The sequence below is a fragment of the Microseira sp. BLCC-F43 genome (genome assembly GCF_041929235.1).
Taxonomy (GTDB): Bacteria; Cyanobacteriota; Cyanobacteriia; order Cyanobacteriales; family Aerosakkonemataceae; genus Microseira.
This window is the reverse complement of sequence record NZ_JBHFNP010000234.1, coordinates 67,817-89,334: the sequence shown is the minus strand read 5'-3', so window position 1 is coordinate 89,334 and position 21,518 is coordinate 67,817. Positions and strand designations below refer to the sequence as shown.

The 21,518-nt window shown below is 46.9% G+C and carries 19 protein-coding genes; 14 read left to right on the top strand and 5 right to left on the bottom strand.

The window, feature by feature from the left end; all coding sequences use genetic code 11:
- The first annotated feature begins 7 nt into the window (after window positions 1-7).
- From ACE1CM_RS31575 to crtB, 6 genes are all read left to right on the top strand, one after another.
- Entirely contained in the window at window positions 8-904 is an 897-nt protein-coding gene (locus tag ACE1CM_RS31575; RefSeq protein WP_374882828.1) for a CHAT domain-containing protein, read from the top strand.
- A gap of 34 nt (window positions 905-938) precedes the next feature.
- On the top strand, window positions 939-1,064 hold the full coding sequence (locus ACE1CM_RS31570; RefSeq protein ID WP_374882827.1) for a CHAT domain-containing protein: 126 nt from the start codon (window positions 939-941) through the stop codon (window positions 1,062-1,064).
- 424 nt (window positions 1,065-1,488) lie between these two features.
- On the top strand, window positions 1,489-1,815 hold the full coding sequence (locus ACE1CM_RS31565) for a DUF433 domain-containing protein (RefSeq protein WP_374882826.1): 327 nt from the start codon (window positions 1,489-1,491) through the stop codon (window positions 1,813-1,815).
- Between the two features lie 3 nt (window positions 1,816-1,818).
- Window positions 1,819-2,160 (top strand): DUF5615 family PIN-like protein, encoded by a 342-nt coding sequence (locus ACE1CM_RS31560; RefSeq protein ID WP_374882825.1) that lies wholly within the window; start codon window positions 1,819-1,821, stop codon window positions 2,158-2,160.
- 166 nt (window positions 2,161-2,326) lie between these two features.
- A complete protein-coding gene (gene pds, locus ACE1CM_RS31555) occupies window positions 2,327-3,769 on the top strand; it encodes a 15-cis-phytoene desaturase (RefSeq protein WP_374882824.1) in 1,443 nt (480 codons plus the stop codon).
- A complete protein-coding gene (crtB, locus tag ACE1CM_RS31550) occupies window positions 3,753-4,685 on the top strand; it encodes a 15-cis-phytoene synthase CrtB (protein ID WP_374882823.1) in 933 nt (310 codons plus the stop codon). The genes pds and crtB overlap by 17 nt, the downstream gene beginning before the upstream one ends.
- 485 nt (window positions 4,686-5,170) lie before the next feature.
- Here the strand turns inward: crtB and ACE1CM_RS31545 are convergent, their stop codons facing one another.
- The gene (locus ACE1CM_RS31545; protein ID WP_374882822.1) at window positions 5,171-5,599 is read right to left on the bottom strand and encodes a CAAD domain-containing protein; all 429 of its coding nucleotides are present in this window, start codon (window positions 5,597-5,599) and stop codon (window positions 5,171-5,173) included.
- A gap of 250 nt (window positions 5,600-5,849) precedes the next feature.
- On the opposite strand from ACE1CM_RS31545, the gene nadA reads away from it, so the two are divergent.
- The 7 genes from nadA (at window position 5,850) to ACE1CM_RS31510 (ending at window position 12,642) form a co-directional block, all read left to right on the top strand.
- Complete coding sequence (gene nadA / locus ACE1CM_RS31540) at window positions 5,850-6,824, top strand: quinolinate synthase NadA (RefSeq protein WP_374882821.1); 975 nt, start codon at window positions 5,850-5,852, stop codon at window positions 6,822-6,824.
- A gap of 72 nt (window positions 6,825-6,896) precedes the next feature.
- On the top strand, window positions 6,897-7,508 hold the full coding sequence (locus ACE1CM_RS31535) for a TIGR04282 family arsenosugar biosynthesis glycosyltransferase (protein WP_374882820.1): 612 nt from the start codon (window positions 6,897-6,899) through the stop codon (window positions 7,506-7,508).
- A 64-nt stretch (window positions 7,509-7,572) separates the two neighbouring features.
- Entirely contained in the window at window positions 7,573-8,295 is a 723-nt protein-coding gene (locus ACE1CM_RS31530; RefSeq protein ID WP_374882819.1) for a TIGR04283 family arsenosugar biosynthesis glycosyltransferase, read from the top strand.
- Between the two features lie 130 nt (window positions 8,296-8,425).
- Window positions 8,426-9,910: a TldD/PmbA family protein gene (locus ACE1CM_RS31525; RefSeq protein WP_374882818.1), complete on the top strand. Its 1,485-nt coding sequence runs from the start codon at window positions 8,426-8,428 to the stop codon at window positions 9,908-9,910.
- Between the two features lie 295 nt (window positions 9,911-10,205).
- Window positions 10,206-11,540 carry a TldD/PmbA family protein gene (locus ACE1CM_RS31520; protein ID WP_374882817.1) on the top strand — a complete coding sequence of 445 codons (1,335 nt, stop codon included), beginning with the start codon at window positions 10,206-10,208 and terminating at the stop codon, window positions 11,538-11,540.
- A 145-nt stretch (window positions 11,541-11,685) separates the two neighbouring features.
- Window positions 11,686-12,030 (top strand): hypothetical protein, encoded by a 345-nt coding sequence (locus ACE1CM_RS31515; RefSeq protein ID WP_374882816.1) that lies wholly within the window; start codon window positions 11,686-11,688, stop codon window positions 12,028-12,030.
- Between the two features lie 39 nt (window positions 12,031-12,069).
- The gene (locus ACE1CM_RS31510) at window positions 12,070-12,642 is read left to right on the top strand and encodes a hypothetical protein (RefSeq protein ID WP_374882815.1); all 573 of its coding nucleotides are present in this window, start codon (window positions 12,070-12,072) and stop codon (window positions 12,640-12,642) included.
- Between the two features lie 152 nt (window positions 12,643-12,794).
- Here ACE1CM_RS31510 and ACE1CM_RS31505 read toward each other — a convergent pair whose 3' ends face one another.
- The 4 genes from ACE1CM_RS31505 to ACE1CM_RS31490 all read right to left on the bottom strand — a co-directional run bounded on the left by ACE1CM_RS31505 (window position 12,795) and on the right by ACE1CM_RS31490 (window position 18,812).
- Complete coding sequence (locus ACE1CM_RS31505) at window positions 12,795-14,582, bottom strand: M61 family metallopeptidase (protein ID WP_374882814.1); 1,788 nt, start codon at window positions 14,580-14,582, stop codon at window positions 12,795-12,797.
- 90 nt (window positions 14,583-14,672) lie between these two features.
- Complete coding sequence (locus ACE1CM_RS31500) at window positions 14,673-15,356, bottom strand: Crp/Fnr family transcriptional regulator (RefSeq protein ID WP_374882813.1); 684 nt, start codon at window positions 15,354-15,356, stop codon at window positions 14,673-14,675.
- A gap of 248 nt (window positions 15,357-15,604) precedes the next feature.
- On the bottom strand, window positions 15,605-16,879 hold the full coding sequence (locus tag ACE1CM_RS31495) for a hypothetical protein (protein WP_374882812.1): 1,275 nt from the start codon (window positions 16,877-16,879) through the stop codon (window positions 15,605-15,607).
- Window positions 16,880-17,681: 802 nt separating this feature from the next.
- The gene (locus ACE1CM_RS31490) at window positions 17,682-18,812 is read right to left on the bottom strand and encodes a HetZ-related protein 2 (RefSeq protein ID WP_374882811.1); all 1,131 of its coding nucleotides are present in this window, start codon (window positions 18,810-18,812) and stop codon (window positions 17,682-17,684) included.
- 463 nt (window positions 18,813-19,275) lie between these two features.
- On the opposite strand from ACE1CM_RS31490, the gene ACE1CM_RS31485 reads away from it, so the two are divergent.
- On the top strand, window positions 19,276-21,477 hold the full coding sequence (locus tag ACE1CM_RS31485) for an ATP-binding protein (protein WP_374882810.1): 2,202 nt from the start codon (window positions 19,276-19,278) through the stop codon (window positions 21,475-21,477).
- Window positions 21,478-21,518: the final 41 nt, after the last annotated feature.

Sequence of the window (21,518 nt, the reverse complement as noted above, 5' to 3'; positions counted from 1 at the left end):
TTATGAATTGCCCAAACGGGCAGAGATTGAAGCCGCAGTCCAAACCTATTTAAAGCAAATTAAATCAAAATCCCCCGTTCCTGAAACCGGAACTCAATTAAGCCAAATGTTACTCGCACCCGTAGCCAATCAACTGGGCAATAAACGCTTGTTAATTGTCGGTGACGGAGTATTGCAATTAATCCCCTTTGCTGCCTTACCTTTAGGCCAAAATCCTTTAATCGCTCAAAACGAAATTGTCACCCTGCCTTCAGCATCCAGCATCGCCATACTGCGCCAGCAAGTGCAAGGACGCACCCTCGCCCCGAAAGCGATCGCAGCGATCGCCGCGCCAGTCTTTGAAAAAGACGACCCCCGCCTTCAGAACATCGCACAAACACAGGCAGAAACCAATAATCTCAATAGTATGGCACTGACGCGATCGCTCTTAGATTTTGGTTTTGGTCGTTCTTTTGGTCGCTTACCCCAAACTCGCCAAGACGCCGATGCAATTCTCGCTTTATTTCCCAAAAACGAACAAAAGTCTGCATTCGATTTCCCAGCTAATCTCGCCACTGCAAACAGCCCCGATCTCGCCCAATATCGCATTATTCATATCGCCACTCATCGACTGTTAAATGAAACTCGCCCCGAATTATCAGGATTGGTATTTTCATTGTTCTATCCACAAGGCAAACAACAAGAATGCTTCCTGATGATGAGGAATATTTTCAACGATTTACCTGTGGAATTGGTAGTTTTAATTGCTGGCGATACCCGATTAGCAGGAGTGACAACAGATGAAACAAAGAAAACATTGAAAGAAGCTAAACCAGGAGTTGGTATCGGTGGTTTAACCAGAGGCTTTATGTATGCAGGAGCAAAGCGAGTCGTAGTTTCTTTGTGGAGCGTCAGCACGGTATAAACCTCAGAATTGATGCAAATTTTTTTCCAAAAAAATGCTACAATCTGGTTTAAATACCGTGGCAGCGATGCGAGCAGCACAGTTAGAAATGCTCAAATATGAACAATGGAAATCGCCTTATTATTGGGCATCTTTTGTGGTTCAGGGTGAGTGGCGATAATCATCGCAACGAAGCTATAAAATTTTTCATAAAAACCCGGTTGTTTGGTCTAATATCATGTGGGTTTAATTGCTCACGCTCAGAAGTTACGCATCGATCCCCCCCAACCCCCAATGCCTTGGGGGGCTGGGGGGGATCGGGAGTTAGCTTGTTATTGGCGATAGCTGAAATCGAAAAACGTCAGCAGGAAATTTTGTATTAGGTGTGACGGATAGGCAAGCTGCGAAATCAGAATGACCCTCTGTTATATCTGTCATCATATTTACTTTAGGACTTACGCAAACACCACAGTTTATACGCAAAATCGTCGCGCAAGGAACTAGAGATACACGGCAGAAACAAAGGTGATAGGATCGTCGTGCGTAAGTCCCGTAATTGCTAAAATTTACATTAGATGTGTACGGGATACAAAAAGCGATTAACTATGACACTCAAAGAATTAGAAAAACAACTCCTCGCTTTAACGCCAGCCGAAAAAGCACAGGCAGTTCAACTATTAGTCCAAAGTTTAAGTAACACTTGGCAAGGAATCGAAAAAACTCCCGGCGTGTGCGGTGGTGATGCCCGGATTGCCGGAACTCGCATCCCTGTTTGGGTACTGGTGAACGCTCGTCGTATCGGTTATAGCGAAGCCGATCTCTTGGAAAGTTATCCGACTCTATCTGCTGCTGACTTAGGGAATGCCTGGGCTTATGCTGAAGCATATACTGATGAGATTGAAATAGCAATACGAGAAAATGAGGAAGCTTAAACAGTGGCACGTCTATATGCAGATGAACAATTTCCACTACCAGTCGTGCAATTACTACGCCCTTTAGGTCACGATGTCCTAACAGTGCAGGAGGCAGGAAATGCAGGACTAAGAATTCCCGATGAAGAAGTGCTAGCTTTTGCCGTGAGAAATGAGCGAGCAGTCTTAACACTTAATCGGCAAGATTACATCCGGTTGCATCGATTACAACCCGACCACGCTGGCATAATTGTCTGTTCAAACGATCGCAACTGGGAAAGACTAGCAACAAGAATCAATCAAGCTATTTCTACTCTTGAAACTTTGAGCGGCAATCTTATTCGAGTCAACCGTCCCCAGATATAAACGGCAAACTCGCCCTCCCCCCTCTCCCCTCTTCCTCTGCGTCCTCTGCGTCCTCTGCGGTTCAAATTCTTCCAGATCCCTCGCTCCCTGCCAAAAAATGTAACAACATGTAAAGTATAATCAGAAATCGGAAAACGCTTGTCACGAGTAGGGGAAGAGCAATCGAATGCGAGTTGCGATCGCTGGCGGGGGTCTAGCAGGACTCTCCTGTGCAAAATATCTCACCGATGCGGGCCATACTCCCATCGTCCTAGAAAGCCGGGACGTATTGGGCGGTTTAGTAGCAGCATGGAAAGACGAAGACGGCGACTGGTACGAAACTGGACTGCACATATTTTTCGGGGCGTACCCCAACATGTTGCAGCTGTTCTGCGAACTCGGCATCGAAGATCGGTTGCAGTGGAAAGAGCATACCATGATCTTCAACCAACCCGACAACCCCGGTACTTACTCCCGGTTCGACTTCCCCGACATCCCAGCACCGTTTAACGGCGTCACCGCGATTCTGGGTAACAACGATATGCTGACCTGGCAGGAAAAAATTCGCTTCGGACTCGGTTTGATTCCGGCGATGATTAAAGGTCAGAAATACGTTGAGGAAATGGACAAATACTCCTTTTCGGAGTGGATGCAAAAACAAAACATCCCCCCAAGGGTAGAAAAAGAAGTCTTTATCGCCATGTCCAAGGCGCTCAACTTTATCGGCCCCCAAGAAATTTCTGCCACAATTATCCTCACTGCCCTCAACCGCTTCCTCCAGGAAAAAAACGGCTCGAAAATGGCCTTCCTGGATGGTTCTCCCACCGAAAGACTTTGCCAACCATTGGTAGATTACATCACCAAGCGTGGCGGGGAAGTCCGCATGAATTCTACCCTCAAAGAAATTGTGCTAAACGAAGACGGCACCGTAAAGCATTTTCTGATTCGAGGACTCAACGGCGCAGCGGATGAAATTTTAACCGCCGATGCTTACGTTTCCGCCATGTCGGTGGATGTGGTTAAAGTGATGCTGCCCAAACCTTGGAAACAAATGGAATATTTCCAAAAGTTGGATGGTTTGGAAGGCGTCCCCGTAATCAACCTGCACCTGTGGTTTGACCGCAAGCTGACGGATATAGACCATCTGCTATTTTCCCGCTCTCCCTTGCTCAGCGTCTACGCCGACATGAGCAACACCTGCAAAGAATATTCCCACCCCGACCGTTCGATGCTGGAACTGGTGCTGGCACCGGCTAAAGATTGGATTAACAAATCCGAGGCAGAAATCGTCGATGCCACGATGGCAGAGTTGAAAAAACTCTTCCCCAACCATTTTTGTGGCGAAAATCCTGGTAAATTACTAAAATCCCGCGTGGTGAAAACGCCGCGCTCGGTTTATACGGCGACGCCAGGACGCCAGCAGTACCGTCCTTCCCAAACAACTCCCATCGGGAATTTCTATCTTGCGGGTAGTTACACCATGCAACGTTACTTGGGGAGTATGGAAGGGGCCGTACTTTCTGGTAAGCTGACAGCGCAGGCGATCGCTGAAGCTGTTGCCAAAACAGCCCAAAAGGAACCAAAAATCCCGACAACCTCCCAGCCTGCGACCAATGCTGCAACTGTCTAACTCCCCCCCCCGCATGAGAACGCTGGCCTCTCTGGAGCAATCTTACGAACTGTGCCGTCAGATTACCGCCTACTACGCCAAGACGTTTTATTTAGCCACTTGGCTACTACCAGCCCCTAAGCGTCGGGCTATTTGGGCAATTTATGCTTGGTGTCGTTCGACAGATGAACTGGTAGATGGCCCCCAGTCCGGTGCCACGACTCCCGAAACCCTGGACCGCTGGGAAAAACAGCTAGAATCGGTGTTTTCAGGTCATCCAGTAGATGACCAGGATGTTGCTTTGGTAAATACCCTGGAACGCTTCCCGATGGAGATTCAACCGTTTCGGGATATGATCGCGGGACAGCGGATGGATTTGTACCGCAGTCGATACGAAACGTTTGAGGAACTCAATCTTTACTGTTATCGGGTAGCTGGTACTGTGGGTTTGATGTCCACCGCCGTGCTGGGTGTGGATAAATCGAATTACACCGCACCCTGGAATTGCTGGCGGGATATTTATATTCCCACTGAGGAAGCGGTCGTATTAGGCATCGCCAAGCAGTTAACCAATATCCTGCGCGATGTGGGCGAAGATGCCCGTAGGGGTCGCATTTACCTGCCCTTAGAAGAATTAGCGCTATTTAACTATACCGAGCAAGATCTATTTAAGGGGGTAGTTGATGAACGATGGCGCGAGTTAATGCGGTTCCAAATTCAACGAGCGCGTAAATACTTTACTAAGGCAGAAAAAGGCATCAGCGCCCTGATTCCCGATGCCCGTTTACCCGTCTGGGCAGCTTTGATGCAATACCAGAAAATATTGGATGCCATTGAGCGCAACGGGTATGATGTGTTCCGAAATAGAGCCTACGTTTCTACCCCGCGCAAGCTGCTAAGTTTACCCATTGCCGCTATGCGCGCGCAAGTTCTGTGACATACGCCCACACTGTTTTCAGGTACAGTGTGGGCTGCCAACAACCCGATGATGGTAATTGCTAATTGGTAATTGGTAATTGGATTGATGGCTCAGTCTACTCTTGAAGTCATCACCTTTGTTTCTTCGGCGTCAGAAACAAAGGTGATGCGTCGATTTCTCGCTGTCAAACGCACGATTTTTCAGAGAAACCGGCTTTCTTTAGCGTCAAACCCACGATTTTTCAGAGAAACCGGCTTTCTTTGCCAGGGATGTAACTAGCAACTTGAGTTAATACTTTTGGTACAAAAGTCCTTGCTTCAAGAATCATATCATGTCCGGTCGATTACCCTTAATGGGTTGTAGGGAACATCCGAGATATTTTGGCAGATACAAATAACTTAAAGATGCCGTGCCCCTACATGGGGGGTATCTGTGCGGCAACCTGGTGAGATTTTATTACGGGTGATTCAACGGACATGATATCAACCGAGGGAATGAGTTGCTTATCCAACTACTTGTTGCTTCAAGTATTCAAACTGTCTCCCGATCTCTCGCCGACTATCCGCTGTGAGTAAATAGCGGTAAACAAACCACACCGAGTAGCAAATACCGATGAGTTCAAAGGTAGAACCTAATAGCGGTATATCGTTGAGCGCGTCCAGGATGCCGATAATTAGCCGCAGGGCGACGAGCGCTGCCAAAATTAGACCAATATTGGTAATAGAGCCTTGGTTTTGCTGAAAGAACCTACCCAAATAATCGGGTAGTTGCCCTAAGAAATCTTTGATTTGCTGACTTATACGCTGCCATTGATAGCCAGCTGGCGATTGAGTTGCAGGAGGTAGAAGAGCGACGGCGTTTGCTTCGGATGACTCTAACAACCTTTCTTCTGACTTGGTATCGACTTCGGAGTATTGCGATTGGGCGTCCATAGTTTTAGTTCTTAGCCTTTTTTATCAAGCTAACGAGTTACAGCCCCAATTAAATCAATCTTTAGCTAGAAATCAAAAACCTTTCGCATATTCCCATCAGGCGATACGCGCGCCATCGCCAACGCTACTGCTGGAGTCCGCCACACCCACGCGCTGACTTTCTCCCTTGTCCTCCCCCTTGTCACCCCACTTTTGGTATAAAATACTATAATTACCTTAACACCTTCTGAAATCCAACAACTCAAAGCTTGTGTTTACGACCGCAGTTCAAGCGCCACACCTCACCCACACCCCCGACCTACCCTACGACCTATTTGAGGCGATCCAAGAGCTTAAAAAAAAGCTAAACGCCGTAATCTTGGCTCACTATTACCAAAACCCAGATATTCAAGATATTGCAGACTTTATCGGCGATTCTCTAGAGCTTTCGCGCAAAGCTGCCAACACAGATGCCGATGTCATCGTCTTTGCAGGGGTTCACTTTATGGCGGAAACCGCCAAAATACTCAACCCGGATAAACTGGTACTTTTACCAGATTTAAACGCGGGTTGTTCCCTAGCAGATACTTGTCCCGCCGACGAATTTGCTGCATTTAAAGCCGCGCATCCCAATCATCTGGTAATCTCATATATCAACTGCTCGGCTGCGGTTAAAGCCATGAGCGATATTATCTGCACCAGTTCCAACGCGGTGAAAATTGTCCGCCAGATACCAGAAAATCAACCGATTATTTTTGGTCCAGATCGAAATTTGGGTCGGTATGTAATCGAACAAACAGGACGAGACATGGTACTGTGGCAGGGAGCTTGTATTGTACATGAAAACTTCTCCGAAAAGAAGATTGTCCAGTTAAAAATCGCACACCCGGAAGCGGAAATAATTGCACACCCAGAATGCGAACCCCCTGTATTGCGTCACGCTGACTACATCGGTTCCACAGCTGCTTTGCTAAAGTACATTCAAGCGAGTGCTAGTCAAGCTTTTATTGTGGCGACCGAACCTGGTATTATTCACCAAATGGAAAAACGGGAACCCCACAAACGCTTCATTCCGGCGCCTCCGACGAATAGCTGTGCTTGTAACGAGTGTCCTTACATGCGGTTAAATACCTTGGAAAAGCTTTATTTTGCCATGAAAAATCGCGCACCAGAGATTACTTTACCAGAAGATATCCAGGAAGCGGCACTGCGACCGATTCAACGGATGTTGGAAATGAGCGCCTGAAGAATTTGAGATTTTAGATTTTAGATTTTAGATTGGGATAAAAACACCCATCTAAAATCTAAAATCAACAATATGAGTAGAGAACGCCTGATTGTTTTTACCCGCTATCCAGAACCAGGAAAAGCCAAAACGCGACTAATTCCAGTTTTGGGTGCTGAAGGTGCTGCCAACTTACATCGCCAGATGACTGAATATACAATTAGCCAGGTAAGACAACTGCAAACTGACCGTGTTGTCTCAATAGAAGTGTATTTTACAGGGAGCGAAGCAGCCGCTTGCCAAAACTGGCTAGGCTCGGATCTAATTTATCACCCCCAAGGGGAAGGCGATCTAGGTTTGAGGATGGCAAAAGCATTTGAAGCCGCTTTCAGCAGCGGTATCGATTCTGCTATTATTATCGGTACGGATTGCCCCAGCCTGAAGGCAGAGTTAATCGCAGAAGCGTTTCAAAAGCTTGACCAAAACGATTTAGTACTTGGTCCAGCAACCGATGGGGGTTATTATCTAATTGGCTTGCGTCGGTTAATTCCCGAACTGTTTGTAGGAATTAATTGGGGGAACTCTGAGGTATTTCAAAAAACAGTACAAATTGCCAATAATTTAAAATTAGCTGTCGCTTACCTAACTTTCCTTTCCGATATTGACCGTCCGGAAGATTTGGAAATTTTAGATTTTAGATTTTAGATTTAAGATTTGGGAGTGGGAAAGAAGGGCGAGCCAACAATTAAACCAATAATAATGATATAAGATGAACGGAGAAACAATTTCTATAATTATTCCTGTTTTAAATGAAGCCAGCACAATTAACAAAACCTTAGCTAGTCTTAAAAAAGCCTCAAATATAGAAATTATTGTCGTAGATGGGGGAAGTGAGGACGAAACCGTTGCGATTGCTCAATCCTGCGGCATAAAAGTATTATCTTCACCCCCAGGACGTGCAACGCAAATGAACCGGGGTGCTGCTGCTGCAACGGGGGATATTTTGCTATTTCTGCACGGAGATACCCGGTTACCAAATAATTTCGATACAATGGTTCGTCAAGCCTTATCTGGATTTCCAGGTACGCACCTGGGAACGAGTCAAAATACCATCGCCGGTGCGTTTGAATTAAACATTGATAGCGACATGCCTTCGCTGCGCCTAATAGAAAAAATGGTAAACTTGCGCTCGCGCTATTTACAAATGCCTTATGGCGACCAAGCTATCTTTTTAAAAGCCTCAGTATTTCACGAAATCGGAGGTTTTCCCGACCTGCCAATTATGGAAGATTTTGAATTCGTCCGCCGCCTCCAACCTTTAGGAAAAATACAGATTGTACCCGCTCCCGTGCTAACATCAGGACGACGATGGCAGAAACTGGGCATCTTAAAAACAACTCTAATTAACCAATTAATTATCATTGGCTATTTTCTAGGAATTCCTCCAGATCAACTGGATCGTTGGTATAGAATCAAACACAAAAGTTATTAGTAAAGACTTTAATCCCTTTCCTTTCTTCTTCCTTGGCGTCCAGTGCGTCTACCCTACGGGAAGTCGCTGCGCGTCTATGGCGGTTCAATAAACTGCTATAATACATGCAATTAGTGGCGTAAAATTGATTATGGTACAAGCTCCTGCAAGAACCGCAACAGACTTAGCCGCTCTAGCGATAGCTATAATTGAGAAAGCTGGATGCGAATACGGAGATGTGAGAATTTGCACGTATCATACACAAAATTTAACAGCGCGAGATCGCTCCCTATCCAACTTATCAGATCAAGTCAGTTCCGGGTTTGCCATCCGAGTATTGCTAGACGGCGCGTGGGGATTCGCCGCCAGTCCCCATAAAACCCCCGCCGAAGTTGAACGCATCGTTGATTTAGCAGTAGAAATCGCCAAAGCAAGTCGCCTCACCCAGCAAAAAAAAGTACAGTTAGTACCAGTAGACGCTTATCAAGATACCTACATCACCCCCATCGAAATTGACCCCTTTACAGTCCCAATTACCGAAAAAGCAGAATTACTCTTAAATATCAACGAAAAACTGCTCAGTTATGGCGATAAAGGCATCAAAAAAGCTTATTCCTACCTGCAATTTACCCGCGAAGATAAACTATTTGCCTCCACAGTAGGGTCGGTGATTCACCAAACAATATATCGCAGCTTGCCCGGATTTGGTTGTACGGCGATCGCCAACGGAGACGCCCAAAGTCGCAACTACGAACGTCCACCCTTAAATCTAGGCTACGAACATATTAATCCCGCCGACTTATTGGCTCAAATAGACCGAGTTGCAGAAGAAGCAATCGAAAAAGTAAACGCACCAGAAGGAGCATCCGGAATCAAAACAACGTTAATTTTAAAACCAACAAACCTATGGCTAACTATCCACGAATCCGTAGGACATCCAACAGAATTAGACCGAGTATACGGTTATGAAGCTAACTTTGCCGGGACAAGTTTTGCCACAACAGACAAATTGAACAAACTGCAATATGGCGCAGCTTGGATCAATTTTAAATGCGATCGCACCCAACCAGGCTACCGCAGTACCGTCGCCTACGACGACGAAGGCGTCCCCGCACAAACTTGGTACATTGTCAAAGACGGCATCTTAGTCGATTATCTCACCGACCGCGAAACAGCTTACCGCCTCGGAAGACCCAGCAGCAACGGATGCGCCTACGCCGATAGTTGGTCAAGCACACCAATGGTACGCATTCCCAACTTAGGATTAGAACCAGGAAAAGAAGGCGATTCCCACACCGCCACATTAGAAGAAATGATCGCCGACACCGAAGAAGGCATTTTAATCGACGGTACAGGCAGTTTTTCCATCGATCAGCAGCGGCGCAATTTCCAATTCGGCGGCGATGCCTTTTGGAAAGTAGAAAAAGGCAAAATAGTCGGAATGCTAAAAGATGTCACCTATCACTCAATGACCACCGATTTTTGGAATAGCGTCGATGCAATTGGACCCGCCAGCGAACTGCAAAAATACGGAACCAATATGTGCGGAAAAGGAGAACCAATGCAAGTCGCACAAATGACCCACGCCTGCGTACCCGCGCGCATCCGCAACATTCAAATAGGAAACGCATCATAAGCGATTTTAGATTGAATAACCCAGAGTAACTTACCATCCTCTCATCTTCTCTTTCCTCTGGGTTCTCTGCGTCCTCTGTGGTTCGTTCTACTCCCTTCTTGCCGGAAGAATTTCTATTGAATTAACCACGAAGACGCGAAGTCCACGAAGGAAGAAGGAAGAAGAAAGAAGGAAAAAATAGATAATCTTCTAGCGGTAAGGGAGTAAAATTTATTCAATATGGAGAAAAATCCCCAACTCTAAAATCGTAAATCCTGCCAAATTACAGACTCGTCGCAACAACTACCACCTGAAAATGACTTTAGCCAAAGAACCAACCATACTGCAAGAAGATCGAGCAATCGCCTTAGTAGAAGAAACAATCAAAAAATCTTCTGCCGAAGGCGTATTTGTTAGCTTAAGTAGCAGCGAAGAATCCCTCAGTCGCTATTCAGAAAACCAGATTACTCAAAACATTACTCGCACCAAATTTAACCTCACCGTCACCAGTTACTTTGGTAGGCGCAGTGCATCCGCATCTACAACAGAGTTGGATACCGATGCGATCGCGCAAACAATCCAACGCTCCCAAGACTTAGCTAAAATTGCCCCAGAAGATCCCGAATGGGTACCGTTACTCGACCCTCAAACCTACGACCAACGTACCCCCGCCTTCGATCTTCCCACCGCCACCTGTTCCCCCTTAAAACGAGGAGAAATAATTCAGCGCGTCTGTGATTCCAGCGCCAAATCAGGCGTCGAAGCTTCCGGTACTCTCAGCACAGAAGCAGGATTATTTGTCTTGGGTAATTCCCAAGGATTGAGAGCTTATAATCGAACAACAGAAGCGAATTTCGGTTTAACCATCCGCGTAGAAAACGGTTCCAGTTGGAGCGAACGAACCGCTTGGGGAATCGACCAATTACCAGTAGAATCGATCGCAGAAGAACTAATAGACCGCGCCTTCGCCGCGCGCCATCCCCGCGACATCAAACCAGGGATTTATCCAGTCATTTTTAATAGCGCCGCCTTTGCCGAATTACTCGCTTGGGTAATTGGGAATTTAGATGCACGCGCCGCCGATGAAGGTCGTTCCTTCATGTCTCGTACCGACGGCGGGGGAAATCGTTTAGGCGAAGCAATGTTTAGTCCCCTCGTGCAAGTTTATCGCGCTCCGGCGCATCCTTTACTGCAAACAAGTCCTTGCTTTAGCGACGGATTAAGCAATAACTATTTGGAAATAATTAAAGATGGCAATCCTAATATTTTATCATACAGTCGCTACTGGGCGCAAAAACAAGGGAAATCGCCGACGGGATATTTCTCCCCGATTGTCATGAACGGTTCAGACCAAAGTTTAACCGATTTAATTGCTCAAACCGAACGAGCAATTTTAGTCAATCGAGTTTGGTACACAAATTACGTCAATCCCAAAACATTGGAAATTACAGGTATGACGCGGGACGGCACATTTTGGATTGAAGATGGGAAGATTGCTTACCCGATTAAAAACTTGCGCTTTAACCAAAAACTACCCGAAATGATGCGAGATATTGACCTGCTGACTACTGTAGAGAGATATAGTAGTAGCGTCGTACCGGGAGCAAGAGTAAAAGCGTTTAATTTTAGCAGCGTCAGCGATAGCGTTTAAACTGCTTCCACTCTGTTAGAGGACTTAGGCACACCCATCCGGGTTTCTATGAAAAATCTTCGCTTTGGAACTAAAGATATACCCAGAAACAAAGGTGATAGGTTTGTCGTGCGTAAGTCCTGTGTTATTCACAGGCAATTTATTTATGATAACTTGGAACTACCGTGTCTTTCAGGAAGCAAACGGCGATCGCATCATTCGCGAAGTCTTTTATGCAGAAGCAGGATCTATTGTTGCCTGCACAGAAAACGCCGTCGAACCAAAAGGGCGATTCTCCTTCGGAGACGCTACGCGAACGCTTGAAGAATTAGCCAGAGATATTGAATCATTTAAGCAAGCATTGATGCTCCCCACTTTAACCCTAGCTGATATTCCCGCCAACCAGATGAAACCAAATCGCTCTCAAAAGCAAAATAACAATATTTCCCATAAGCAACTTATAGCTGAACTTGGATTAGACCTCCCATCTGACGACATTATTGGAGGGTAAAAAACAATGTTTTGCCCAATGCAACTGGATTGTAAAACAATGACTGGGGTGATTTATAATTGCCCCAACTTGTCTGAATGCTTGCAGAATTCCACCCTAGACAGACTGGAAGCAATGCGGCTTTATTTTCTCAATCAAGGGATTCCTCCTGAAGATATCAAAATAAATGGGCAATCTTCACCGATGCGTCCATATTTTCACAGACGCTTTGCTTGCAACACCGATTATCAAAGCAGAGATATGATTATTTTCGGTAATCCGGTGGAATGGGACGAGGATCTAAACGATATCAAACCTTTCTATCAATTGAGTCTCGCTCAATTGCAACAAATAATAGAGCAAGGATTTGCCGATCCAGCAGCACAACAAAATAATTCACCAACGATTCAAGCATTCTTAGAATTTGCTCAAGCACAAGCTAGCAAAGGATTTCAATTCGCATTTGAAGGCTACGCTATTAGTCCTTTTCGCGACGATTATCGCGTCAGCGTTGAAGGTATTATCTATCGGGGAAATTACCCCTATCAGATGCTTGTGGAATTTTATGAGTTTGTCGGAGAACCAGATGAAATTGACGTTCAGTCGCACTATCTGCGCGCCTGGTGGGATTAAGAAACCCGGTTGCTCAAAGAAACCGGGTTTCTGTCGCGGGGACTTACGCAAAAAACCCGGTTTCTAGGAAAAATCGTCGCTTTGGAATCAGAGATATGCCTCCCAACGCTTGCGCGAACGCAGCAAGAAACCGGGTTTCTGTCGCCCAGATGTTAAATCTGTGACAGCGGTACTCCCAACCACCCGCTAAAGTTTTGTTCCTGAACTTGGGAAGGCTTTTCTACGGCTACCAGTTTATAACTATTAGGATGGGGAGGTGCAAGGGTAACTGATAGAGTCCGCAACTCATCTTGATGAAAAAGGGTCAGCTCGATTATATTACCAGGTTGGTAATCTTTTAAGCGATCGCTCAACCCCTCCGCCGTCACCCGAATTCCATCTATCGCCAGCAACTCATCTCCCGCATCTACACCCGCTAGCTGCGCCGGGGAACCTGCTTCCACAAACTTAATAAACTCGCGTCCGTTTTCTGCCTTCGCCGTCAAACCGAGGTGAGGCGGGTTATCCTCTTCAAATTCTGCTTTTAGCTGCAAACCAAAGGGTTCCAGGTACTCATCAAACGGAAGCTCATCCGTTCCATCAATATACCGCGCAAAAAAGTCATCTAAATTTATCCCAGCTACAGACTCGATGACTTGCTTTAGCTGTTCTGGAGTATAACCGATTTCCTCTTGCCCAAACTGCTGCCACATTTGGCGCATCACATCGTCAAGCGATCGCTTATTTCCCCACCTTTCTCGAATCGACAAATCTAGCAAAAACGAAACCAATTCCCCTTTCAAATAATAGGAAATCTGGTTATTATCGCTATTAGCATCCTGGCGATAAAACTTAATCCACGCATCAAAACTCGACTCGCTTACCGGCTGAACTTTGCGTCCTGGCTTCGTTTGCAATAGCGTAATTTCCTTGCTTAAATCCTTCAAATACGCCTTCACATCGTAAATTCCAGATCGATAAGGAAGCAACAAATCGTAGTAACTTGTCGTCCCTTCACCAAACCATAAAGAACGCGTATAATTTTCCCTATCGTAATCAAAACTCTCCAATGCTTTAGGACGAATGCGCTTGATATTCCACAAATGGAAAAATTCGTGCGCCAGCAATTGCACAAAGCCTTTGTACTTATCCTTAGAGCGAAAACTGAAGCGCGAGTAAATTAACGAACAACATTCCTTGTGTTCCAAACCCCCATAACTAGACCCAGATAGATGCAGCAAAAATACATAGCGATTGTAAGGCAAACCGCCAAACAAATCCGCCTCTACCTGAATAATTTTTTTGGCATCCTGAATCATCCTGTCTACTTGATAATTTCCTTCACCCCAAATAGCCATTTCGTGGGATTTTCCTAATACTTCAAACTCACATAACTTATGGCAACCAATTTCAAACGGACTATCGACTAAAGTGTCAAAATCTTTAGCAAAGAACGTATTAACCTGACCCTGTACCGCAGGTAAAGCCGTCGTCACTCGCCAATCTGGTTTTGGTGGTGCGATCGCGACTTGCATCGGTTGTTGCTCGAACCCTGGCAGATAAAAGAATAAAGCCGCACCGTTAAAATAGCCGTGAGTGCCATCCAAGTGATTGGTTCGCACCGACAATTCATTTGCGAAAATGCGGTATTTTACCACAATATCAGCAACATTTGCCGTTTCAACTTGCCAATGATTTTTGCCTTGCTTGCGCCAATTTAACGAACGCCCTTCCCCATCGGCAGCAGAAAAATCCTGTAAATGCTTGGCATATTCTCGCACCAGATAAGAGCCGGGAGTCCAAACCGGCAGTTTTAAATCGAGAACAGACCCCTGCCAATCCGTTACTTGCAAAGTCACCTCAAACAAATGGGACTCTGGCTCTGGCATCGCGACTTGGTATTGAATAGTGGGTGCAGTGTTTTGCCAAGTGCCGGGATGAAGCGTTGTTGCTTGTGTCATTTTTCCTTAGTCATTGGACTGATGCAATTGCCCATTTTAGCTCCCAGATTTAATTTTAATCTAAAATCTCAAATCTCTAATCTAAAATTGTTATACTTTTCCAGCAAGATGGTTGAGCTGTTTCATATTTACCAGATGAATAATTTGACGTGGCGGGTCAATTCTGAGCCAACCTTTGCTGTGTAATTTTTCCATAATTTTGATTGTTTCCTCTACACCGATTCCCGTAACTTGTGCTAAATCCTTAAAAGGAATGTTATAAATTTCAGTACTGTTTCCATTCACCTGACCATAGTTTTCTCCCAAGGAAACCAGGGTATTGGCTAACTTAACCGCCGGAGGCTGCTGGCGCAGTTGAATGCGGATGTTAGTTTGGCGCAGTCGCCGTACCATCAATTGCAACATGCGGTGGTGTAGCTGGGGGTCTTTAAACAACGTTTGAATAAATCGCTGAGCGGAAATGCTGAGCAAATTCACCTCTGATAAAGCCACCACATCGGTAGAACGTGGAGATTCATCTAGAACTGCCATTTCTCCAAAAAAATCACCCCGTCCCAAAATTGCCAGCGTCGCCGCCTCCTCACCGGCGGTGCGTCGGACTTTGACCCAGCCAGATACTACGAAGTAAACTGCGTTACCCCAAGAGTCTTCCATTAAAACCGCTCTGCCTGCTGGATATTCGTGTTCGACGGCAACAGACAGCAGCCATTCCACGGTCTCTGGATTAGCAGCATTGAAGAGGGGGAAAAGTTCGCTAAAATCTTCAGTCTGCATGAAAGATCTATAGAAGAATCAACCAAAATGGGCAGCGGTGGCATCTTCTCCATTGTTGGAGCAAAGATTAGCTTCTACCATCCTAGTCCAGCTTGTATTCCTGCCATGACAAAATATAGCGGTAAGTTATATCCATTCCTTTAGCATAGGTTTGGGATCGTTGCCTTTGCCCAAAGGCTTCAAGTGGAAGCATACAACCCGACATCATATCACCATTAGGCGACATCGGTAGCGCCTGTTTGGGGTGCTCAACTTGTGGTGGAATCGTCGAGGGGTCCGCTGGTAGTAATCTGCTTCATTGCTTCTAATTGTTGTTCGATGTTTTTAACTAGCTGACTGAGCGCTGGTAGCGCTTCTAGTTGTCCGCCTGTGAAGCTGGGATTTCTAGAAGTGCGATCGCGAATTTCATACACCTTACGCTGGAGTTGCTGAGCGATGTTGAGGGCGTCGCGACTGATATGTTCGATCTGTTGCTGTTGGTAGAACTTTAACGCAGCGCCTCGCAAAACTTGCAGCGTTGCTTCTTCTCCGTGAGTTGCAGGCATGACGCGCAATCGCAGCAACAAACGGTTTTTTTGATAGAGTCTTTCGATCTCCATCTGTTTCGGTTTGTCTACCGTAATCAGGGACATGTGGGTTAAGCGCTTCAACTCATTGATTACCCCTTGGAAAACACCGGGGTCGAGTCCTTGGAGTACCGACTGTAAAACGCCGTTCTGACTCCAGAGAATGCTACCTCGGTCTGGATGTCGCTCAAAATAAAGTCGCCCAATTCCTCCCATGAGGATTCGTCCCAGCAGTTCGTGGAGCAATTGTTGCGGCGGTAGGGTTGCCAAAACTTCCACTGGACTGGATAGGTGCTGTGGCTGAATTTCTAAAACGGGCGGGTTCGAGGCGCCCGATGGGACTGGGACGGGGTGTGGCGGGGTTGCCAAAAAAGGCTTTTCTTTTACTTGAGGAGGCGGCGCCACAGGCAAAGATTCGATTGCAGGAGGGGTCGTCATTTTTGGTGGTAGGTGTTCTGGGGGCAGTTCTGATTCTTCTAACTCATCTGGACTGTAGACGATCAGCGTCGTGCGATCGTGCCTGCCACTTTGTTGCTCTTGCTTTTGGGAACTCTCCACCGTTCCACGTGCTGGTGTTTGATGGTTGAATTGCTTGTGTTGCCCGGTATGGTTTAAGTAAGCCGTTAACGCGGCTTGATGTTTTTCCGCTGTAATTGGCTGCGGCATGAGAGAGCAATTCATGTATGCCAAAATGCGCCGAACGTAATCCAAGGCAGCGCTATCTTCTTGATTAACCATGCCCAGGTTTAGTTGGGTGCCCTTGAGGGACAAAGGCAAGACTTGATGATACAGGCAGGCTTCAAATGGCAGGATACTGTCAATTAATTGAAACATTTGTTCCGAATCTGCCTGAACCATAGATTTGCCTTGAGGAAAAGAAGATGCGTGCCGCTCGTTAGCGCGTTCGGGCTTAACTGGGTTAGTGGGTGAGAGCGCCATGATAAAATTTTTCACCATCTAGCATCCCCTCGCCTACCAAAGTTCTGTAGTGAGGGGGTTGGGTCAATCAGCAGAGCGTTCATCAAACCCGATTGCGGTCGTTTATCGCTCCTGCATCTAGGTTCGATGGTTTTACCAGCCCAATTGGCAGTAGCAATGCACGCCTAAGGACGCTAGCGCTACATTATCCTGTTTTTGATCCCACTTGTATTATGCGTCCGTTTTACCTTTGTACCTCGCAGGTTTTTAGCCAACTTTAAGTTTTTGGTAATCACCCGTACAAAGAAAGCTTAAGAATTAATCGTTTAGTCCAGCCACCGATCCCAAGGCTTTCTTTGGGGCAGTTGAGAGGTTTTTACGTATCCAGCCTGATGCCTCTGCCATTGCAGAGGAGAATTACTTGTGACTTGGTTATCCGTCGCCAACTTCGTACTGACTTAAGTACCCCTGTTTGGCCGAGTATCTACCAATTCTATTTTGGCTAACTTTTGGTAACTTTGTACAGTGTCGCGCCTCTACTCTTTTCCCTTTTCCGTGCCCGAGCGCTCTCACCCCTCCCTTAAATAGCGATGGTCACTCGTGGTTTTTAGAAAATTTTAACAGTTTCAGCCAGAAAGTACTCAGGTATTTGCACCCTTAACGCTCAAAATAATATCTATTTTTGATTGGTTTGTCTATGATACATTCAAGAGTCTAAACCAATCTTTTTTTATCAGTATATTTCCCTGTGAGAGCTTTTTACTTCCACAAGTTTGGCGCTAAATTACTGAGGAGTTTGCCCCGATGGGCGAAGAAATAGCGGTATTTGTCTGCGCTAGCCCTAAGAGGCATTCCGCAGGTCAAGAGCTGCTAGGTAAAGCTTACTCCATTCGCCCATAACTTGATTGCTTTTCATCTTCAAGGCTTGTGCGATCGCATCGAAGCTGTTCCCAGCTTTTCCCAGTTCCAGTATTTGCTGCTGCACTGGGGTGAGCTTTTCCCAGTAATCCTGCCACTGGTGTGGCGTTAACCCCAGGTCATGTTCCCTCAGCGAAGTTTCTAGCCAAGTAGCGACTAATTCGGGCTGGATTTTGAGCGCAAACACGCGGATGGCGTGGTAGCTAATTTTCTCGCGCAGTCGGTAAACTTCCTTAACCGGCTTGTTTAAAGCGCGGGCGATCGCTTCTTGGGATTTGCCTTGCAGGTAAAGGTGCAGCCATCTAACTGCATCTGGTCCGAGTTGTTCCTCCAAATAGGTTTCAAATTTCTCTTTGACTTGATTGCGCGCCGCCTGTTGTTCTTCTTGGGCTTGGGCTTCAAGATACTGGGCGATCGCTTGGGTATCGAGCAAGCTCACCGGGTTATCTGTATCATCCGGCACAACCTCTTCCGAAACCAACCGCACCAGGTCGCCCCCCGGTACTTGGGTAATGCCGCCGCGCCCAGAACGACGCAGGTAGTTAACAAAACGATAAAGGATTAAAGGTTGGTTGCGAATTGGTCGGAGACAATATTCTTCAGTCGCCGCCAGCAGCAGCGCGTTCCAGAGGCTGGAGTTTTTGGTACATTGGGCGATCCAGGCGACTTGCTCCTGGAGGTAGCGATCGCTATTGAGCAATTCTTGGATTACTTCTTGCAAAACATCGACTACGGCACGCTGGCGATCGCGACTGAGGGCAACCCAAGTCCTAATTTTATTCCGCAACATCACCAAACTGCCCAGGCGAGTCATCAGATTGCGATAAGCTCTGTCTGGATTCACTCCCAAGTATCTCTGCCGTAAAATGCGGTAACGATAGTCCATCGCTTGCCAAGCAATTTCTAACTCGCTCTTAGTCAATGAGTCATACCGCGCTAAATCTTTTCCCAACAGCCAGCGAATAATACTCTCGCGTGTTGCTGGGCTTTCATTTGGACAGTCTGCCACAAGGCGATCGCGCCATTTTTGTGCTATTTCTTCAGCTAGTGTCATCAATTTGTCCTCCTGAACCCCCTACTAAAAGAGTGTGCCCCAGAACGTATATCAAATCACTCACCCATCAGGGTTAGCACCAGGAATTTATGGAGGGACGAGGGCAAGATAGGTAGCAGGTGAGCAGGTGAGAATGTATATTCAAATTCCCCTTTTGCACCTTTTGCCCCTCTGCACAAGAGCCCCTTTTGCCCCTTTTGCACCTTTTGCCCCCGATCTCCCTCATCCTTTGTGCAAACCCCTGCTAATTGAATATACGTCTGACCCGATTGCACTTATGCAGCATGGAGCAATAGGCGCTGTTAAATAAATCATCTACTTCATATCCCATCTCCCATGCCCCAAATTAGGTGTTTGAGATCACAATAAATTCACGAGTCAACTCACGCGCCTTCTATGTGACATTTTGTTAATTTGAAGCTAGTGTTCCCAAAATAGTTATCACCTTGCCTCTTGTGAAATTATGCCTCCACAGCCAATCAAGACGCACCTGCCAAGACCCAGGCAAGAGCCAGATATAATTCTCAACCAGCCGCAGTGGGCGCGAGCTAGCTTCGACCCGTCCGGGAGACTTTCCACGTGCAACGCCAGATTTTCTCAGCTTTGGGGACTTTCCCCCGATTGGCTGCTGTTGGCGCCCCATTGGCAAGAGGTATTTTCCCATTTGGTAAGGCAGGGCTATTGGCATGAGGAGCTATTGACACAAATCGTCACAGCACTAGACTTGACGGAAATAGAAACCGTTTCGTTCTGCATCCAGCAAAACAACGGCTCCTGCTATGAAGTTTACGTCGGGGTTACCGCCTTAGGAGGACGCCAGTTTGATTTTTGGGATATCAGCGGCTATCTGCGCCCGCAAGTAAATAGTAACCCAGAGGTTCGCCGCCTCACCTTTTTGTTGGGACTGATGGAACGGCTACAACCTGCTTCTGATTTGCGAGAAATCGGGCAGTTTGCGCTCTCGTACCTGGTAGAGGCAATGGGTGCAGCGTTTGGCGATGTCAAGGTGATCGGCGGGACTGGATCGGATCGCACTGCTGGGATGTTAATTAACCACATCTCTGGTCAATTTATAGCCACCCACGGCGAAATTGCGGTAGGGGAAATGCAGGCGGTGCTGAAACAGGGTATCCCCTACGGTCAAGGGTTGCTCTGGGAAGTGGTGGAAACGGGAAAACCGCTGTTTGTGGAAGATTATTATAACCATCCCAAAGCACTGGGGGGATTTCGCCATCCTGGGATTGGTCAATTGGGTATCTTTCCCATCCCCAGCGCTGACGGTAGGATTATTGGCGTGTTGACCCTGGAATGCCGCACCCACATGAAACTGCAAGAAGCACCCCAGCAAGATATGCTGATGGCGGCTTGCCGCATGTTGGGGGTGGCGATCGAACGCGCCCAAGCAGAAGAGCGTTTGCGCCAGATTAACGAGGATTTAGAGCGAGCTTCCCAGCTAAAATCCGAGTTTCTCGCCTCGATGTCCCACGAACTCCGCACGCCGCTTCACAGCATTCTGGGATTTTCCGATTTGTTGAGCAGGCAAATTGGGGGGAGTTTGAGCGATCGCCAACTCGGCTATGTCCAGATTATCGAAAAAAGCGGTCACCACTTGTTGCAGTTGATTAACGACATTCTGGATTTGTCGAAAATCGAAGCGGGTAAGGTAGAACTCGAACTCGCCCCCGTCTCGATTCAACATCTGTGTACCGAATGCTTGAAAATGATTCAGCCCCGTGCTGATAAAAAGCAACTGGCACTTTCGTTTGAAATCGATTACCGCCTACAGCAGGTCGTTTTGGACTTTCGTCGAGTTTGCCAGATGTTGATTAATTTACTCTCCAATGCGGTCAAGTTTACCCCCGAGGGTGGGTCTATCAAGCTCAGCGGTCGCATGGCTGATGGCGCCCAGTTGCTAAAACAATATCGCCCCGACCGCTCTTTGATCAATCCTAAAACTCCTTACCTGTGTCTAGAAGTCAAAGACTCTGGTATCGGCATTCCTCAAAATAAGTGGCACTTGCTGTTTAGGTCGTTCCAGCAGATCGATGCCTCGTTAACCAGAAGTCACGAAGGCACTGGGTTAGGATTGGCGTTAACCAAGCGATTGGCAGAACTCCACGGCGGTAATGTCTCCCTGGAATCTGAAGAAAACCAAGGCAGTAGTTTCCGCATTTGGTTACCGATGACCGAGATGCAAAAGCCGCCCGTTATCGGCACTCAGTGGTCAGGGGATGCGGGTAAACCACTATTGACCCAAGACAACAGACTGACCGCTCATAAACGGGTTTTGGTGGTAGAAGATCAGCCCTATAACCAACAACTCCTGACTGAGGTATTACAGTTAGAAGGTTACGGAGTTGAGCTGGTCTGCGACGGGCGCGCCATGCTGGAGCGCATTGGCTCGCCGCTGGTATCGCCGCAATCCCTGCCAAACTTGATTTTGATCGATATCCAACTCCCAGGGGTAGATGGTTTTGAACTGATCCGTCAGATCAAGGCTCACCCTTTGTGGCAGAAGATCCCCGCCATCGCCGTCACCGCCATGGCAATGGCAGGCGATCGCGATCGCACTCTCGCCGCCGGTGCCGACGCCTACGTCAGCAAACCCTTAAATATCGAGCAATTGCTCACTGCTATCCGTTCTTTTTCCGTAACTAAGGGATAAAGATGAGGAACTTGACAACTCTCCGCCGTAGAACGACGGAG

Excerpts from the sequence above, each read along its gene's own strand:
- ACE1CM_RS31570 (WP_374882827.1), top strand. The coding sequence starts at position 939 with ATGCTACAATCTGGTTTAAATACCGTGGCAGCGATGCGAGCAGCACAG.
- ACE1CM_RS31565 (WP_374882826.1), top strand. The coding sequence starts at position 1,489 with ATGACACTCAAAGAATTAGAAAAACAACTCCTCGCTTTAACGCCAGCC.
- pds (WP_374882824.1), top strand. The coding sequence starts at position 2,327 with ATGCGAGTTGCGATCGCTGGCGGGGGTCTAGCAGGACTCTCCTGTGCA.
- crtB (WP_374882823.1), top strand. The coding sequence starts at position 3,753 with ATGCTGCAACTGTCTAACTCCCCCCCCCGCATGAGAACGCTGGCCTCT.
- ACE1CM_RS31545 (WP_374882822.1), bottom strand. The coding sequence starts at position 5,599 with ATGGACGCCCAATCGCAATACTCCGAAGTCGATACCAAGTCAGAAGAA.
- ACE1CM_RS31535 (WP_374882820.1), top strand. The coding sequence starts at position 6,897 with ATGAGTAGAGAACGCCTGATTGTTTTTACCCGCTATCCAGAACCAGGA.
- ACE1CM_RS31530 (WP_374882819.1), top strand. The coding sequence starts at position 7,573 with ATGAACGGAGAAACAATTTCTATAATTATTCCTGTTTTAAATGAAGCC.
- ACE1CM_RS31525 (WP_374882818.1), top strand. The coding sequence starts at position 8,426 with ATGGTACAAGCTCCTGCAAGAACCGCAACAGACTTAGCCGCTCTAGCG.
- ACE1CM_RS31520 (WP_374882817.1), top strand. The coding sequence starts at position 10,206 with ATGACTTTAGCCAAAGAACCAACCATACTGCAAGAAGATCGAGCAATC.
- ACE1CM_RS31515 (WP_374882816.1), top strand. The coding sequence starts at position 11,686 with ATGATAACTTGGAACTACCGTGTCTTTCAGGAAGCAAACGGCGATCGC.
- ACE1CM_RS31510 (WP_374882815.1), top strand. The coding sequence starts at position 12,070 with ATGACTGGGGTGATTTATAATTGCCCCAACTTGTCTGAATGCTTGCAG.
- ACE1CM_RS31505 (WP_374882814.1), bottom strand. The coding sequence starts at position 14,582 with ATGACACAAGCAACAACGCTTCATCCCGGCACTTGGCAAAACACTGCA.
- ACE1CM_RS31500 (WP_374882813.1), bottom strand. The coding sequence starts at position 15,356 with ATGCAGACTGAAGATTTTAGCGAACTTTTCCCCCTCTTCAATGCTGCT.
- ACE1CM_RS31495 (WP_374882812.1), bottom strand. The coding sequence starts at position 16,879 with ATGGTGAAAAATTTTATCATGGCGCTCTCACCCACTAACCCAGTTAAG.
- ACE1CM_RS31490 (WP_374882811.1), bottom strand. The coding sequence starts at position 18,812 with ATGACACTAGCTGAAGAAATAGCACAAAAATGGCGCGATCGCCTTGTG.
- ACE1CM_RS31485 (WP_374882810.1), top strand. The coding sequence starts at position 19,276 with ATGCCTCCACAGCCAATCAAGACGCACCTGCCAAGACCCAGGCAAGAG.